This is a genomic window from Anaerococcus tetradius ATCC 35098 (assembly GCF_000159095.1).
Classification (GTDB): Bacteria; Bacillota; Clostridia; order Tissierellales; family Peptoniphilaceae; genus Anaerococcus; species Anaerococcus tetradius.
Genome location: NZ_GG666301.1, coordinates 18,727 through 34,689, shown reverse-complemented (window position 1 = coordinate 34,689; position 15,963 = coordinate 18,727). Strand labels below are relative to the sequence as shown.

The 15,963-nt window shown below is 36.6% G+C and carries 14 protein-coding genes; 8 read left to right on the top strand and 6 right to left on the bottom strand.

Translation table 11 applies throughout. The features are described from left to right. Window position 1 precedes the first annotated feature (1 nt). Window positions 2-1,408: an alanine/glycine:cation symporter family protein gene (locus tag HMPREF0077_RS08175; protein ID WP_004837540.1), complete on the bottom strand. Its 1,407-nt coding sequence runs from the start codon at window positions 1,406-1,408 to the stop codon at window positions 2-4. Between the two features lie 322 nt (window positions 1,409-1,730). Between HMPREF0077_RS08175 and HMPREF0077_RS08170 the strand changes: the two genes are divergently transcribed. Next, window positions 1,731-3,077, top strand: a complete 1,347-nt coding sequence (locus HMPREF0077_RS08170) for an MATE family efflux transporter (RefSeq protein WP_004837539.1) — start codon at window positions 1,731-1,733, stop codon at window positions 3,075-3,077. A gap of 45 nt (window positions 3,078-3,122) precedes the next feature. On the opposite strand, the gene HMPREF0077_RS08165 is transcribed toward HMPREF0077_RS08170, so the two are convergent. Next, a complete protein-coding gene (locus tag HMPREF0077_RS08165) occupies window positions 3,123-3,788 on the bottom strand; it encodes an HAD family hydrolase (RefSeq protein ID WP_004837538.1) in 666 nt (221 codons plus the stop codon). A gap of 136 nt (window positions 3,789-3,924) precedes the next feature. Between HMPREF0077_RS08165 and HMPREF0077_RS08160 the strand changes: the two genes are divergently transcribed. Next, complete coding sequence (locus tag HMPREF0077_RS08160; protein WP_004837537.1) at window positions 3,925-4,464, top strand: chromate transporter; 540 nt, start codon at window positions 3,925-3,927, stop codon at window positions 4,462-4,464. Then, complete coding sequence (locus HMPREF0077_RS08155; protein ID WP_004837536.1) at window positions 4,457-5,017, top strand: chromate transporter; 561 nt, start codon at window positions 4,457-4,459, stop codon at window positions 5,015-5,017. The genes HMPREF0077_RS08160 and HMPREF0077_RS08155 overlap by 8 nt, the downstream gene beginning before the upstream one ends. A 90-nt stretch (window positions 5,018-5,107) precedes the next feature. On the opposite strand, the gene HMPREF0077_RS08150 is transcribed toward HMPREF0077_RS08155, so the two are convergent. From HMPREF0077_RS08150 to HMPREF0077_RS08135, 4 genes are all read right to left on the bottom strand, one after another. Continuing rightward, on the bottom strand, window positions 5,108-7,780 hold the full coding sequence (locus HMPREF0077_RS08150) for a cation-translocating P-type ATPase (protein ID WP_004837535.1): 2,673 nt from the start codon (window positions 7,778-7,780) through the stop codon (window positions 5,108-5,110). A 176-nt stretch (window positions 7,781-7,956) separates the two neighbouring features. Next, a complete protein-coding gene (locus HMPREF0077_RS08145; RefSeq protein ID WP_004837534.1) occupies window positions 7,957-8,979 on the bottom strand; it encodes a M42 family metallopeptidase in 1,023 nt (340 codons plus the stop codon). Between the two features lie 9 nt (window positions 8,980-8,988). Continuing rightward, window positions 8,989-9,495 carry an LURP-one-related/scramblase family protein gene (locus HMPREF0077_RS08140; RefSeq protein ID WP_004837533.1) on the bottom strand — a complete coding sequence of 169 codons (507 nt, stop codon included), beginning with the start codon at window positions 9,493-9,495 and terminating at the stop codon, window positions 8,989-8,991. Between the two features lie 47 nt (window positions 9,496-9,542). Next, on the bottom strand, window positions 9,543-10,511 hold the full coding sequence (locus HMPREF0077_RS08135; RefSeq protein WP_004837532.1) for a substrate-binding domain-containing protein: 969 nt from the start codon (window positions 10,509-10,511) through the stop codon (window positions 9,543-9,545). 130 nt (window positions 10,512-10,641) lie between these two features. Here HMPREF0077_RS08135 and HMPREF0077_RS08130 point away from each other — a divergent pair, with 130 nt between their 5' ends. The 5 genes from HMPREF0077_RS08130 (at window position 10,642) to HMPREF0077_RS08110 (ending at window position 15,963) form a co-directional block, all read left to right on the top strand. Then, window positions 10,642-12,051: a sucrose-specific PTS transporter subunit IIBC gene (locus HMPREF0077_RS08130; RefSeq protein WP_004837531.1), complete on the top strand. Its 1,410-nt coding sequence runs from the start codon at window positions 10,642-10,644 to the stop codon at window positions 12,049-12,051. 181 nt (window positions 12,052-12,232) lie between these two features. Then, window positions 12,233-13,582, top strand: a complete 1,350-nt coding sequence (locus tag HMPREF0077_RS08125) for a TrkH family potassium uptake protein (protein WP_004837530.1) — start codon at window positions 12,233-12,235, stop codon at window positions 13,580-13,582. 8 nt (window positions 13,583-13,590) lie between these two features. Beyond that, entirely contained in the window at window positions 13,591-14,244 is a 654-nt protein-coding gene (locus HMPREF0077_RS08120; RefSeq protein ID WP_004837529.1) for a potassium channel family protein, read from the top strand. A gap of 286 nt (window positions 14,245-14,530) precedes the next feature. Further along, window positions 14,531-15,265 carry a zinc metallopeptidase gene (locus tag HMPREF0077_RS08115; protein ID WP_004837528.1) on the top strand — a complete coding sequence of 245 codons (735 nt, stop codon included), beginning with the start codon at window positions 14,531-14,533 and terminating at the stop codon, window positions 15,263-15,265. A gap of 230 nt (window positions 15,266-15,495) precedes the next feature. Next, window positions 15,496-15,963 carry a CtsR family transcriptional regulator gene (locus HMPREF0077_RS08110; RefSeq protein ID WP_004837527.1) on the top strand — a complete coding sequence of 156 codons (468 nt, stop codon included), beginning with the start codon at window positions 15,496-15,498 and terminating at the stop codon, window positions 15,961-15,963.

Sequence of the window (15,963 nt, the reverse complement as noted above, 5' to 3'; positions counted from 1 at the left end):
TTTATTTCCAATAATCTAATTCATCTTTGATTCCTATACTTTTAGAAACAAAGCTTGGGTCTTTACCTTCCTTTATTTGTTTTCTATAATCATTTAGGCAGGCTAGGGCTTTATTTGATAGGACCATAATTGCTGGTAGGTTTATTAGGGCCATAACTCCCATAAAGAGGTCGGATAGGTTCCAAACAAAGGCTTGCTCTTGGATAGCTCCAAAAAATATTAGGAAGGCAGCTATTAGTCTGTAAGGAACTCTTTGTTTTTCTTCAAGTTGTCTGCCAAATAGATAATCGAAGTTTGAATCTACATAGTATAGATTGCCGATAAAAGTTGTAAAGGCAAAGAGGACTAGGGAGGCTGATATAAAGTAATAGCCGAGAGAACCGAAGACACTTGCCAAAGCTTCTTGGATAAAAGGAGCTCCGTCAAGGGCAGCTGTTGGTTCAATACCTGAGCTTAGACCCATAAAGGCTGTGGCTGAACAGATCAAGAGGGTATCAATAAAAACTGATATCATTTGTACTAGACCTTGTTTAACAGGGTGGCTTACCTTGGCAGCGGCTGCTGCATTTGGTGCAGAACCTATACCAGCTTCGTTAGAATATAAGCCCCTTTTCATACCTAGGATCATTGAAGAACCTGCAAGACCAGAAAATATAGACTTAAAGTTAAAGGCATCTTCAAATATTCTTCTAAAGACTTCAGGAATCCTAGCAATATTTAAGCAAATCATTATCAAAGATACTATTACAAAGATAATTCCCATAAAAGGCACGAGTCCTTGGGTAATCTTTATTATTCTCTTGCCACCGCCGAGGATTACAAAAGCAACGGCTATGGCGAAGAATCCGCCTATGATTTTTGGTGTTATATTTGCATCATAAATCGCATAAGAAGCGAAGGATGATTGGAGGTTGAAGCTTGCAAGCATATTAAAGCCTACTGCGTAACAAACTATTAGGGCGATAGAAAATACTACGCCAAGACCTCTGCTCTTTAGACCTTCTTCTATATAGTAGGAAGGGCCACCATAAGAGCTGTGTTTTCCCTTCTTTTTGTAAATTTGAGCGAGGGTTGATTCAGCAAAAGCACTAGCAGCACCAATAATTGCTACAAGCCACATCCAAAATACTGCTCCATAGCCACCCAAGCATATAGCAGAAGATACACCAACTATATTTCCAGTTCCGACTCTTGAAGCTGTCGAAATCATAAGGGCCTGGAAGCTTGATACATCGGATGCATCTTCTGGTTTTTCCCTTATAACCTTAAAAGCTTCTTTAAGAAGGCTTACTTGGATAAAGCCTGTTCTTATTGTGAAATACAGACCCACAGCAATAAGTAAAACTACAAGTATGGGAAAGTATAGCAAGGAATTAATTTTACCAATAATTACATTTAAGTTTTCCATAATTTCTCCTAACTTAATACAAGTCTCAAGTAAGCCCCTTTAGCTTAGCATAGACCATCAACTTAATAAACTTTATTAGTATGATATAATGATGTACTATACCGCAAAAAAGAAAATTTTTAAAGGCTAATTAAATTTTATCGAAGAAAAATAAGTTGGCATCCCAAGATATTTTTAAATTAGCATGCTTTTTGATAAAATACAGTCCTGATTATTTAAGATAATCTTTGACAAGGGGGAAATATTGTTGTTCAATAATAAAATATTAACAGATTAATTTGAATTTATTGTTTTAATTGATAAAAGAAAGGAGATAAAAGAGATGAATCAAAAATTAGATCTCACTAGGGGACCAATTTGGCAAACTTTGGTAAAGCTTTCTATTCCCCTAGCCCTAACTGCCTTTATACAAATAGCCTATGGTTTTGTAGATATGATTTGGATATCAAAACTCGGTACTGATGCTGTTGCAGGAGTAGGGATCGCTGGTTTTGTCTTTTGGATTGCCAATTCTTTGGGCCTTATACCAAAGGTTGGAACGGGAGTTTACGCTTCTCAATCTTTTGGCCAGGGCAATGAGAAGGAAACGGTAAGAGTCATAAATAATGGGATAATACAGGCCCTTATCATAGGTTTTTCCTTTACTATTTTTGTCCTTCTTATTAGAAATGTCTTTATAGAGGCTTATCATCTAGGAGAAGCCTCTGAGTTATTTGCTAAGAAATATCTTTTTATAATAGGCTGTGGTCTGATTTTCTTTTTTATCAACCCCATGTTTTCCCAATCCTTTACTGCCTTGGGAGACTCCATTACTCCTTTTAAGATAAATGCCATAGGTCTTTTTGCCAACATGATCCTAGATCCTCTTTTAATCTTTGGTCTAGGGCCTTTTCCTGCCCTTTCTATAAGTGGAGCTGCTATAGCTACTATCTTTAGTCAGTTTTTGGTTAGTCTTTGCTTTTTGATAGCAGTTATTAGGCAAGATGATTTAATAAAAAAGGCGATTTCTGGTATTGATTATAGGATGGATTGGCAGGTGGAGATTTTTAAGTTAGGTCTTCCTGCTGGCATCTTGAGTGGATTTCATGCGTCAATATCTATGATTTTAAATAGATTTATGGCAAGTTTTGGACCTGTTCCTGTTGCGGTTGCATCTATCGGAGCTCAACTCGAGTCGATTTCTTGGAATACGACCGAGGGAATCCAAGTTGGAATCCAAGCTTTGGTAGGACAAAATTATGGGGCAGGCAAACTTAGAAGGGTGATTGATATTATCAAGGTAAGCTTAAAGCTTGTAGCAAGTATCGGTCTTATAGCAAGTCTTGTCTTGTTCATCTTTAGGTATGATTTATTTAGGCTCTTTACTTCGGATGATATAAAAGCGATAGGCCTTGGTGCTGATTATCTTTTGATACTTTCATTAAGCCAACTTATGATGGCTATAGAAATAGGTATGGCAGGAGTCTTCAATGGCTTAGCTGATACCAAGACTCCATCTATAATAGGTCTTGTAATGAACACATCTAGAATACCAATCTCCTTAATCCTTATGCCTTTTTTTGGAGTTCACGGAGTGTGGATTTCTATGAGCTTATCAAGTAATTTGAAGGGGATTTTCTCCCTAATTTTCCTTAGAAAAAAAGTAATTAAGCTAAAAGAAAAAATATAAAAGGCCTTACTTCCTTGTGGGAGTAAAGCCTGTAATAGATAAGGATTAGTCCTTTAATATTTTATCGAAATCGAAAGAAGCGAGATTATCTACATAGTAGTCGGCTTCTTTTTTTATGAATTCCCATTCTTTTTCGTTCCAAGGAAAGTCCTTTATTCCAACAGTTTTTATACCTTCTTTTTTGGCGGCCTTAATAGCATAGAGGGCATCATCAAAAAGTATTAAATCACAAGGCTTTTTCTTGTGCTTGTCTATGGAATACTTCCAATATTCGCCTTGGGATTTTTTTAGGCCAGTTATTTCTGGTGTCGCAAAAAAATCGAAGATATCGCTTATGCCTAGTCTTTGGAAGGCTTTTTCTAGGTAGGTGTGGTTTGTAGATGATGCGACAGATAGCTTGTAGCCTTTTTTCTTTAAAGCTTTAAGAAAATCTATAGCTCCTTCTTTGGGCATAAGTTCTTTGCTGTAGGCTTTATCTATCCTTTCTTCAAAGAAGTTTTTCACCTCATCCTTAGTCATATCATAGCTGAGATTTTCTGCCAAGTATCCGCACATATCTTCAAAAGAATAAGCTTCTAGCTCTCCCTTTTCTTCTTTGGGGATTTTGTTAAGGTCCTTGTCATATTTTTTGAAGAGGTCTTCGAGAGGCTTTATCCAAATATGCATGGAGTCGAGTATGGTTCCGTCAACATCAAATAATAGTCCGTACATTTTTATCCTTTCATGTTTAGCTCTTAGTACATTTCTTAATTCATTAGTTTTTATTCTTTCTAGCTATAAACTTAGACCCATTATACCGCTTTGCCTCATAGATAGATTTATTATATAATTAGGCTAAGGAGATATTATGAATACTTTATTAGAACTTTATTTGACATTTTTCAAGATGGGTCTTTTCACCTTTGGAGGGGGCTATGCCATGCTTCCACTTTTGGAAAGAGAAGTCGTAGAAAAGAAAAAATGGGCAAGTCATGAAGAGATTTTAGACTACTATGCTATCGGCCAATCGACTCCAGGTATTATTGCCATTAACACTTCGACTTTTTGTGGCTACAATGTCGCAGGAAATTTTGGAGGGATAGTGGCAAGCCTTGGCTTTGTTACTCCTTCTATAATAATAATTACAATAATAGCTAAGTTTCTTAAAAATTTTAGTGATTTTGCCCTTGTTCAACATGCCTTTTCTGGTATAAGGATAGGAGTTTGTGCCCTAGTCTTTTATTCAGTGGTAAAGATGATTAAGAAAGATGCCAACACTAGGCTTAAATTTTCTATATTTCTTGTAACCTTCATAGCCATAGGCCTTTTATCAATTTCTCCTATACTTGTGGTAGTATGCGTTGGAATTTTTGGTGTAATTCTCGGAAGGAGAAAAAAAGATGCTTAGACTTATGTGGGAATTTTTTAAGGTTGGACTTTTTGCGGTTGGTGGAGGTATGGCGACTATTCCCTTTCTCTATGATATAGGGGAGAAGTTTGGATATTTTTCGTCAGCAGAGCTTTTGGATATGATAGCTGTTTCAGAATCGACCCCAGGGGCAATAGGCATAAATATGTCAACCTATGCAGGTATAAACGCCTACGGCAACCTAGGAGGTCTACTTGCAACCCTTTCTTTAATAACAGCTCCTGTTATTATTATCTTATTTATTGCAAGAGCTATGGATAGTTTCAAAAATTCAAAAATAGTAAAGGATGCCTTCCTTGCCCTTCGTCCAGCAACAGCAGGACTAATCCTTGGAGCTATGAGCTCAGTTCTTCTTCTAAGTTTATTTGATCTTGAAAGCTTTAGGCAAACTTATAGATTAATTGATTTATTTAGACCAATCCCAATAGTTTTATTTACAATATTTTTTCTTATGCTTATTAAGTTTAAAAAGATAAATCCTATATTTATAATAATTTTGTCAGCAGGTCTAGGTATTGTGCTTGGCTTATAAAAAGTAAGCGTACCTGCTTATAGCTACAATTTAATGTTTATACAAACAAATTGCCTACAAGAATTTCATGTAGGCAATTTTCGAATGTTTTTATTTTCTTCTAGCGACTTTTGCAATCTCTCCGAGTATTAGTGGTATGAGGGAAAGGATTAGAACTGGTATCCACTCCCAAGTTAGGGCTACTACTTCGAACAATTTAGTAAGTATAGGAACATACATTACAAGCAATAAGAGGGCAAAGGATAGGATGGTTGCCTTTATTAGTTGTGGGTTTGAGGCAAAGCCTAATTCCTTGAGAGTATATGTTTCTGACCTTACTGAGAAGGCTCTTAGAAGTTCGCTTGTGATTAAAGTTGCAAATACCATGGTATGGGCTCCCTCTATTGAATCAGGGAAGATTAATTTTAGGCCGACTACATAGGAAAGAAGGACTGCAATCGTGATAAAGATTGATTGGGAAATAAGATTTGTCCTTGTCTTTCCAGATATAATTGATTTTCTAGGATCTCTTGGATCTTCTTTCATGATGCCTGGCTCTGCTGGTTCAACACCAAGGGCAAGGGCTGGGAAGGCATCTGTAACAAGATTTAGCCACAAGAGTTGGATAGGGGTAAGAGGGCTTGGAAGGCCAAATAGGATTGATAAAAATACTATGGCGACTTCTGCTATATTACAAGATAGGAGGAAGGAGACAAATTTTTTGATATTTGCAAAGATTACCCTGCCTTCTTCTACTGCATTTACAATTGTTGCAAAGTTATCATCGACAAGAATCATATCTGCCGTATCTTTGGCAACGTCAGTTCCTGTTATACCCATTGATATACCGATATCTGCATTTTTTATAGCTGGAGCATCATTTACTCCATCTCCAGTCATGGCTACTATTTCTCCATTTTCTCCCAAAGCTTTCACTAATTGAACCTTATTTTCTGGAGAAACTCTAGCGAAAATTCTCTTAGTTTTTACAATCTCTCTTATTTCAGCATCTGTCTTGTTATTTAGGTCGCTTCCTTGCATGGCTTGGTCTCTACTGGTAGCTATGCCTAAATCTTTTGCTATGGCAAGGGCTGTTTCGAAATAATCACCTGTAATCATGATAACGTCAATTCCAGATTCGTGACATTCTTTTACGGCAGCCTTAGCTTCAGGTCTTGGTGGATCAATCATGCCAGTAAGTCCTACAAAGACCATATCGTGCTCAATATTTTCTGTAGTAAGGTCTATATCCATGCTTTCTAGTGGTTTAAAGGCATAGGCCATGACCCTTAGGGCTTGGCTCGCAAGGTCGGTATTCACATCGAGGGCCTTTTTCTTTAGCTGTTCACTAAAATCTACTAGCTTTCCATCAAGCAAGACTTTTGAACACTTACTTATGATAATGTCTGGAGCACCCTTGGTAAAGGCATAGTATTCACCTTCTTGCTCGTGGAAGGTGGTCATCATCTTTCTTGTAGAATCGAAAGGAATTTCATTTAGCCTTGGATGTTTTTCGTTAAGATTTTCTTGGTTTATATTCCATTTTTCAGCAAAGCTTAGCATAGCTCCTTCGGTAGGATCGCCTGTAATTTTGTAGGAGTTATCTTCTCTAGTAAGATTTGCATCATTACAAAGGCTTGCTATAGTCATTAAAAGCTTGATTTGCTCATGGTTTTTTACAATTTCTCCCTTATCATCCCTAATATCTCCAACTGGTTCATAACCTGAACCTTCTACCTCAAATTCATTTTCATCAGTATATATTTTGGTGATGGTCATTTCGTTTTGGGTGAGGGTTCCAGTCTTATCCGAACAGATGACAGTTGTTGAGCCTAGGGTTTCTACTGAGAGGAGATTTTTAACAATAGCCTTTCTTTCTGCCATCCTATTCATGCCTATTGATAAAACAATAGTTACAACAGCGGTTAAGCCTTCTGGTATGGCAGCAACAGCGAGGGAGACTGCTATCATGAAGTTTTCTAATATACCCATGTTTGATCTAAAATATCCTACCACAAAGACTAAGATACAAACTACAACCACTAAAACTGCAAGCAATTTTGATAATCTCTTTAATTGTCTTTGGAGAGGAGTATCTTTGGCCTCTACATTTTCAAGGCTCCTTGCGATTTTTCCTATTTCTGTATTAGCTCCTGTAGCTGTAACAAGGCCCTTACCATGGCCATAGGTTACAATTGAAGAAGAAAAGGCGAAGTTATCCCTATCACCGATTCCTATATCTTCATTAAATTCTTTATTAAAATCTTTTTCTACGGCAACAGATTCTCCTGTAAGAGATGACTCATCGATTTGGAGGTTGCTTGATTCTAACAATCTCAAATCGGCTGGGATAATATCACCAGTTTCTATTACTACGACATCTCCTGGGACAAGTTCTTCTGCCTTAACCTTTTTTCTGACTCCATCCCTTATGATGGTTGCCTCAGGCGAGCTCATCTTCTGAAGGGCTGCTACAGAATCTTCCGCACGACCTTCTTGGATTATAGACATAATAGCGTTGATAACAACAATGGCTATGATTATAGCACATTCTATGGCATCTCCTGTAAAAGCTGACACAAGGGCAGCTAGGACAAGAAGGATTACCATAGGGTCGGCAACTTGCTCGATGATTTTTTTAACAAGAGATTTTTTGTTAGAAGATTCGATTGAGTTTGGACCGAATTCTTCTAGTCTTTTTCTTGCTTCATCAGAAGTTAGACCACGATTAGGATCGCTTTTATGCTTTTTGATTACTTCGTTTAAACTTCCTTTATAGTCCATATTTCCTCCATTAAATTTTCACAAAAGATATAAAAAAGACTTTTGGCAATAAATGCCAAAAGTCTTGCCACCTTTTAGGGTTTATCCAACCGGGATAAAATCCGTTCTGACGATTGAATAATTGGGCTACTCCCTTTTGCTTACCTATATTATATAATAATTTATATTATTTACAACTATTTTTGTATAAAGTTAAAAAGCAATTTATATAGGCTCATAAGGCCTTTCTCGTGAGTTCTCTCATAGCCATGGCTTGCAGCAACTCCACTTCCTACTAGGGCATGGCGAAAATCATTATCGCTTGCCACTGCAGCAGAAGCGTCTGATCCATAGTAAGGATAGATATCTAAGCCATAGGAAAGGTCTAATTCTTTAGCTAGGTCAACTAGTTCGTTGGTTAGATCATAATTATAAGGGCCTGAAGAATCCTTAGCGCAGATTGATAACATGGTCTCATCGCAAGTAAGATCATCATAAACTACTCCCATATCGACAGCTATCATATCTCTTATTCCTTGAGGATGACCACTTGCAGCCCCATGACCAACTTCTTCATAAATAGTAAAGGTCATATAGAGGGGTCTATTGATTTTGATATTCTTCTCCTTAATCTCCTTAGCGAGGGCTAGGAGGACTCCAGCACTTGCCTTATCATCGAGATGGCGGGACTTAACAAAGCCATTATCTATTCTAAATCTTGGATCAAGGGATATGAAATCTCCAGGAGAAATCCCAAGCTTTTTAGTTTCTTCGGCTGATCTTGTAATCTCGTCAATTACGATTTCCATGCTTGTATCATCCCTCTTGGCATCTCTTGGGTCGGATGATCCGTGAACAGCAGGCTCGTTTAATCTAAAAACTCCTGTAAAAGTCTTGCCAGATCTGGTATGGATTATAACATTTTCACCTTCTGCATAATTGAAAGGATAGCCACCAAGGCTTGTTACCTTGAGCCTTCCATTTGCCTTGATGCTTCTTACCATAAGCCCTAGGGTATCGACGTGGGCTGAAAGAAGAAGGCCATTTTTATCTCCTTCGACTACAGGAACTACTACATTGCCCTTGTTAGTTTGATAAGGCTTATAGCCTAGCTTTTGGAACTCTTCTATAAGATATTTTTCAGCAAGTTTTGTGAAACCTGTTGGTGATGGTGTATTTACTAAGTCTTCTATATATTTTGTTATTGTTGATATTTGCATAAATTCTCCTTAACCGTTACTAGCGGATGATGCGTTTTCTAAATCTTTTATATTGTTTAGGGCTAGGCAAAGGGCAATAAGCTCTAGGCTGAAATTTTCGTCTAAGACCTTTAATTCATATTGATCAGTTAGGGAGAAAATTTTCTTACTAGCTTCTCCTATGACCTCTCCCTTATAGAACATCTTAAATTCATAGTCCCAGAAATTACCCTTAAGGTTGATCTTTCCATCTTCCATAAGGATATCTATTGATTTTTTGAAAAAAGCTAGATTAGACCTTATGGTCATATCTTTTTTGCTCTTATCAGAAAAAGATATGTAATAAATTGGTAGGAAAGATAAGAGTTTCCTATTTATAGTGAAAAGTTCTTTGTCGTGGGCATCGGAAACTTTAGCCTCGTAGCCCAAGAACTTAAAGGTCTGATCTACAAAAAATGTCTTTTTTCCATCCTCATCGAGGATTGGATAGTGATCAGTTATCTTGAAAAATTTTTCCTTAAAATAATATTTTTTCATTTATTTTCATCCTTTTTTCTAGCCTAGATATCATTTAAAACTAAGGCTTATTTGCTAGAATCCCTAAGTATTAGCTTGGCCTTGACAGGTCTTATTTTTTCTTTTTTGTTACCCTCAATAATATTAATCAAACTTTCTATGGCAAGCCTTCCGAGCTTATCGTAGGGAAAGTCTACGGTCGTTAGGGAAGGGTTGGTGATAGATGATATTTCATAATTGCCAAAGCCTGCTACGGAAATATCGTCAGGGATTTTGATGTTTTTCTCTCTTAAAGCTTCGATTATACCAAAGGCAATATTATCTGTAGCTCCTAGGTAAAAGGTTGATTTTTCCCTATCTAAAATTTCCTTGGCCTTTTCGTAGGCAGTCTTCTTGGTGAAGTCGAAGTGGTGGTGGTTTATTTTTATTCCACTTCCCTCAAGGACATCACTTAAACCCTTAAATCTCTTGCCTACTGCATGATCGTATTCTCCGACATCGAAATAGCTAATTTCCTTATGCTTTAGTTTTTTGATATAGGTTGCCATTAGCCTACCAGCCTCGTAATCATCGGCTATAACGGAACTAAAGCCATCAAGCTCTTGGCCAAAAATAACTAGAGGAGTATCTAAATCTTTAAGGACTTCCTTATGTTTTTTGGTAATATTAGAAGCAAAAAGAATTATTCCATCGACATTAAGCCCCTGCATCTCTTCTATAATCCTTACTTCTTCATCCATATCGTCATTTGAGCAAGAAATAAGCATAGAATAGCCACTATCCTTTAGAAAGAGGTTGATAGAATTTAGGGCTGTGTTTTTTGTATAGCCTATAAAATTTGGGATTATAATTCCTATAATATTGGTCTTGGTCTTTTTGAGATTCCTCGCATAAGAGTTAGGAACATAGCCGAGCTTATCAATAGCCTCTTTAATTTTCTTTTTCGTTTTATCACTTACAGAGCCATCGTTTAAATATCTTGAAATAGTCGATTTTGAAAAGCCTGTAGCCTTTGCTATATCATTTATATTTGCCATATATCCTCCTCTCCTATAATAACAAATAAATAAAAAATTTAAAAATAATTTGACAAAGGAAACGTTTTTGCTATAATAATATTAACGGAACCGTTCCCATTTTTATCTTGTAATTATTAAAGGAGCAATTATGGATTACAAAAAAGCAGCAGAAGAAGCCATCAAGGCGGCAGGAGGAAGGGGAAATATTTCTTCTGTAGCCCACTGTGCGACAAGATTAAGAATAGAAGTAGTGGATAAGGATAAAATCAATATGGATAAGGCTAAAGAGCTTGAAGGTGCTAAGGGGGCAATGTTCAATGAAGGCCAACTCCAAATTATTTTTGGTACAGGAACTGTAAATAAGGTTTTTGATGCTTATGAAAGTTTGAAGGATAAAAGCTCGGATGACTTTACAAAAATACACGAAAAAGCTGTAGAGAATAAGTCGAAGAACCAAAATAATCCATTAAAAAGAGCTATAAAGACTTTTGGTGATGTTTTCGTGCCAATCATTCCAGTCCTTGTTGCTACAGGATTATTTATGGGGCTTAGGGGTCTTCTGACTCAAAAGGAAATTCTTGCAATTTTTTCAATGACTCCAGATGATATTTCAGGAAATTTTTTGATGTGGACGCAAATTTTAACAGATACAGCTTTCGCCTTCTTGCCAGCTCTAGTAGCTTGGTCAGCCTTTAAGGTATTTGGGGGAAGCCCTGTTATAGGTATAGTTCTAGGTCTTATGCTAGTTCATCCTAACCTACCAAACGCCTATCAAGTAGCAAGTGGAGATGCTAGTCCAATTATCATGTTTGGCTTCATACCAGTTGTAGGCTATCAAGGAACAGTCCTTCCAGCCTTTATATCAGGCTTTATAGGAGCTAAGCTTGAGAGAAATTTAAGAAAGGTAATTCCTGATAGTTTGGATTTACTCCTAACACCTTTCCTAGTTCTTGCTATAATGAGTGTACTATCTCTCTTTGCCATAGGACCAGTTTTCCACCAACTCGAAGTTGTAGTATTAAACGCAACAAAATGGACTCTGGGACTTCCTTTCGGTATAGCAGGCCTATTAATAGGTGGTTTCCAACAATTGATAGTAGTTACAGGAATCCATCACATATTTAACTTCCTAGAAGTTCAACTATTGGCAGATAATGGTAGAAATGCCTTTAACGCCCTCATATCAGCAGCTACCGCAGGTCAAGCTGGAGCAGTCCTTGCAGTTGCAATCAAGACTAAGGATAAAAAAATTAAACAAATTGCCTATCCTTCAGCCCTATCAGCAGTCTTGGGCATAACAGAACCTGCAATTTTTGGTATCAACCTAAGATTTGTAAGACCTTTTGTAATGGCTATGGTCGGTGGTGCAGCAGGAGGATTTTTCGCATCAATCTTTAAATTATCAGCAACTGGTATGGCAGTAACAGTTATTCCAGGTACACTCTTGTATCTAGACAATGTCTTTATGTATTTGTTAATGCTATTAATATCTATCGGAGTTTCTTTTGTTTTAACCTACATGTTTGGTTATTCAGATAAGATGCTTAAAAATGAATAAAAATTTTGGAGCTGAGATTAATCTTGGCTCTATTTTTTTCTGTGGCTTTTGCACGACGCTTTGATAAAAATAAGAAATTATCTCAATCATTGACAATTTCTTATAAGAGATGTAAAATTCTCTTAAGTTAGGGGAGGGCTTTACTTATGCCGGCCCCTTTGATTGTGTAAGGAAGGTTATAATGCAAAAAAATTTTTTAAAAAGAACTTTTGACAAGCTTACAGAAAACCCGGCCTTTGTTTTGTCTTTGGGATTTCTGATTCTGATAAGCCTAGGAGGACTAATTCTTACGACTCCTTATGTTACCAATTCAGCTACCAGAACTAGCCTTGTCGATTCTTTCTTTGTTGCAGCAAGTGCATCTTGCGTAACAGGTCTAAGTCCTGTAAATACAGGCTATCATTGGAATAGCCTTGGCCAAGTTGTAATCATTATCTTGATACAAATAGGAGGCCTTGGAATAATGACTTTAGCCTCCATAATTCCTTTAATCTTGAGAAAAAAGATAGGCATTAAATCAAGGCAAATTCTAAAGGAGCAATTAAATGTAGAAAGCATGGCAGGCATGGTTAGACTCTTTAGGTATGTCTTAGCCTTTACCCTCATAGTAGAAACTCTCGGAGCTATATTACTTTCTATTAGATTTATTCCTAGCTATGGTTTGGGAAAGGGAATATGGTATGCTATATTTCATTCTATTTCAGCTTTTTGCAATGCAGGTTTTGATATAATGGGGGATTCTATTTATCCACTTAGAAAAGATCTTTTGGTTAATATAACCATAATGCTATTAATAATAACCGGCGGTTTGGGCTTTATGGTTACAAGTGAACTTTTCTATAAGAAAAATTTTAAGCAGATATCTACTCACTCAAAGTTGGTATTGGTAATTAACCTTGTTTTGATTATTGTAGGAGCGGTAGGCTTTTTTATCCTTGAATCAATAAAGGGGGGAGTTTTAATCAAAGAGGGACTTCAAGCTTCAATTACAGAATCCTTCTTTCAATCGGTATCCGCCAGAACAGCTGGTTTTTATTCTGTAAACTTATCTCAAATAAAGGATTCGACAGCACTTCTCCTTATAGGGCTAATGTTTATAGGAGGATCTCCAGGATCAACGGCAGGAGGTATCAAGACTACAACCTTCGGTGTTTTGGCTCTCGCTACTTACTCAGTTATAAAAAGTCAAAAAGAGCCAGTCGTCTTTAATAAACATATAAGTGACGAATCAATCAAAAAAGCCTTATCAATTTTTATGATATCATTCTTTATAGTGTTTTTGGTAAGTTTTATCATAACTATTACTGATGATTTTAATTTTATGGACACCTTGTATGAAACTGTATCAGCCCTTGCTACCGTTGGAGCTTCTAAGGGAATTACAGCAGATTTATCAAAAATTGCAAAAATCCTTCTAGGTTTTTGCATGTATCTAGGAAGGATTGGTCCAATGACTATGGCCTTTGCCTTTGGCCTCAAGCCAGATGAGAAGTTAATCAGATATCCAGAATGTTTTATTAGTATAGGTTAGGAGGGATTATGGAAAAAAATGTTATTGTATTAGGTCTAGGAAGATTCGGTTATTCTGTTGCAACCAAGCTTTTTGAAAAAGGCATTTATGTAACAGCAGTAGATTCTAATTACACAAAGGTAGAAAAAATAGCGAATTTTGTATCAAGTGCTGCCCAAGCGGACATTACCGAAGAGTTAGCCATGAAGTCTTTGGGAATAAATAACTACGATGTTGCAATAATCGCAACAGGAACAGACATAGAAGCATCAATCGAGGCTACTTTAATTTGTAAGGATAGTGGAGTTGGCAAGGTAATAGCTAAGGCTACCAGCCAATCCCATGCTAGAATCCTCAAAAAAATTGGAGCCGATCAAATAGTCTATCCTGAACTTGATACAGGAGAAAGGTTGGCTAGGTCACTTGCAGGCTCAAACCTTCTCGAGCTTATTCAATTTTCGAATGATTTTTCCCTAATCGAAATCAAGGCCCACAAGGATTGGATAGGAAAATCTCTTATAGAACTTGATTTTAGAAATACCTACAAGATGAATGTAGTAGGATTCGAAAGACAGGGAGAGATGATCATGGAAATTGATCCAACTACCTTGATTAAGAAGGACGATGTCCTAGTCCTCATAGGCGATAATGAAAACGCTAAAGCCATCGAAGAGAACACTTGATTAGGAAAACGTAATGGACTCTAGATAGCCAGGGTGTAATTAACTTAAATAAGTTAATAAATATAAATTATAGGAAAAATAAGAAAAAGTTTGCATAAAATTATAAATGATGTTATAATAAAGTTAGCTATTAAATAGCTAGGTTTTTCATTATTAATTCCTTATAGTTTTCCCTTAGAAAACTAGGACTAACTTATTCTTTTCTATAAGGAGGAGGGGCTTTGCGAAGCCCTTTTTCTGTGCGTAAATTTAATTGATGAAAAATCGGGTATAATAAGAAAAAATAATGAAAGAGGGAATAACTATGTATTATCCATATTCTTTTGGATATATGTTTTATGATAAGACCTACTTCTTGGTTATAATAGGCCTAATCATAAGCATGCTTGCCCAAGCTAATATCCAAAAAGCCTTTAGTAAATATAGTAAGATTAAATCTAATAGGGGGATAACTGGCTATCAAGCTGCCAAGTATATCCTAGATGTTAACAATTACAATGATATATCTATTAAGAAAATCGGAGGAAGCCTATCCGACTACTTTAATCCTGCTACAAAAGAAGTAGCCCTATCAAAGGAGTCCTTCACTGATACATCTATAGCCTCTATTGCAGTAGCAGCCCACGAATGTGGCCATGTAATCCAATACAAGGAAGGCTATATACCTTTAAGGGTTAAGTCATGGATAGTTCCTGCGGTAAACTTTGGTTCTAAACTTGCCTTTCCAGTAATACTTTTGGGCATATTCTTATCCCAACAAAAGCTTCTGGATATAGGACTAATATTATTTTCCTTAGTTCTAATCTTTCAACTGGTAACCCTACCTGTCGAGTTTGATGCATCAAGAAGGGCTATAAGGGTAATTGATGAAAGTGGAATGCTTGCGGGAGAAGAACTTGAAGGAGCTAAGGCTATGCTAAAAGCTGCTGCCTACACCTATCTTGCAGCAACCCTTGCAACAGCCCTCCAATTTTTAAGACTATTTCTTCTCTATGGAAATAGGAACAATAGAAGAGATTAGAAGAAATTATGGGCGGATATAAAACTCTTATGGATTGATTCAATCTAATAAGAGTTTTGTCTTTATAGAAAAAGTCCTAGTCTTTATAGGCTAATAGGAGCTTAACTTGAAAAGACCTTTGTAAATAGTACAATTTTACTAGGAATCATTATGATTCTTTGTTTTTAAATAAGAAGGTCAGAGATAGTCAATGCAATTGACTAGTATTTATATAGAAAGAGTGGTGAATTATGGCAGGTCTAACTTCAGAAATAGAGATGTTCCTTAAAGCTATGCTAGAGGATTCTGTTGATGGCATGCTTGAGATTGGAAGGAACGACTTGGCTCTTCGTTTCGATTGTGCCCCAAGTCAGATTAACTACGTCCTTTCGACTAGATTTACTCCATACAATGGATATCTAATAGAAAGCAAGCGTGGAGGTAATGGCTTTATTAAGATAATAACTGTAGTCGATGAGGATTCTTACGTTTCTTATCTAATCAAAAATCTTAAGAAGCATATGAGCCAAAACGATGCGGAAAGTCTTTTTAGAGATTTGTTAAGAAGGAAGTATTTTACAGACAATGATTGTATCATGGCAAGATATGCCATTAGCGACAAGGCCCTAGCGGGGATTTGTGATATTAAACAGAGAAATGCCATAAGGTCAGATATTATAAAAAATATCTTACTTAGCTTATTGGCGAGGAGTAATTGA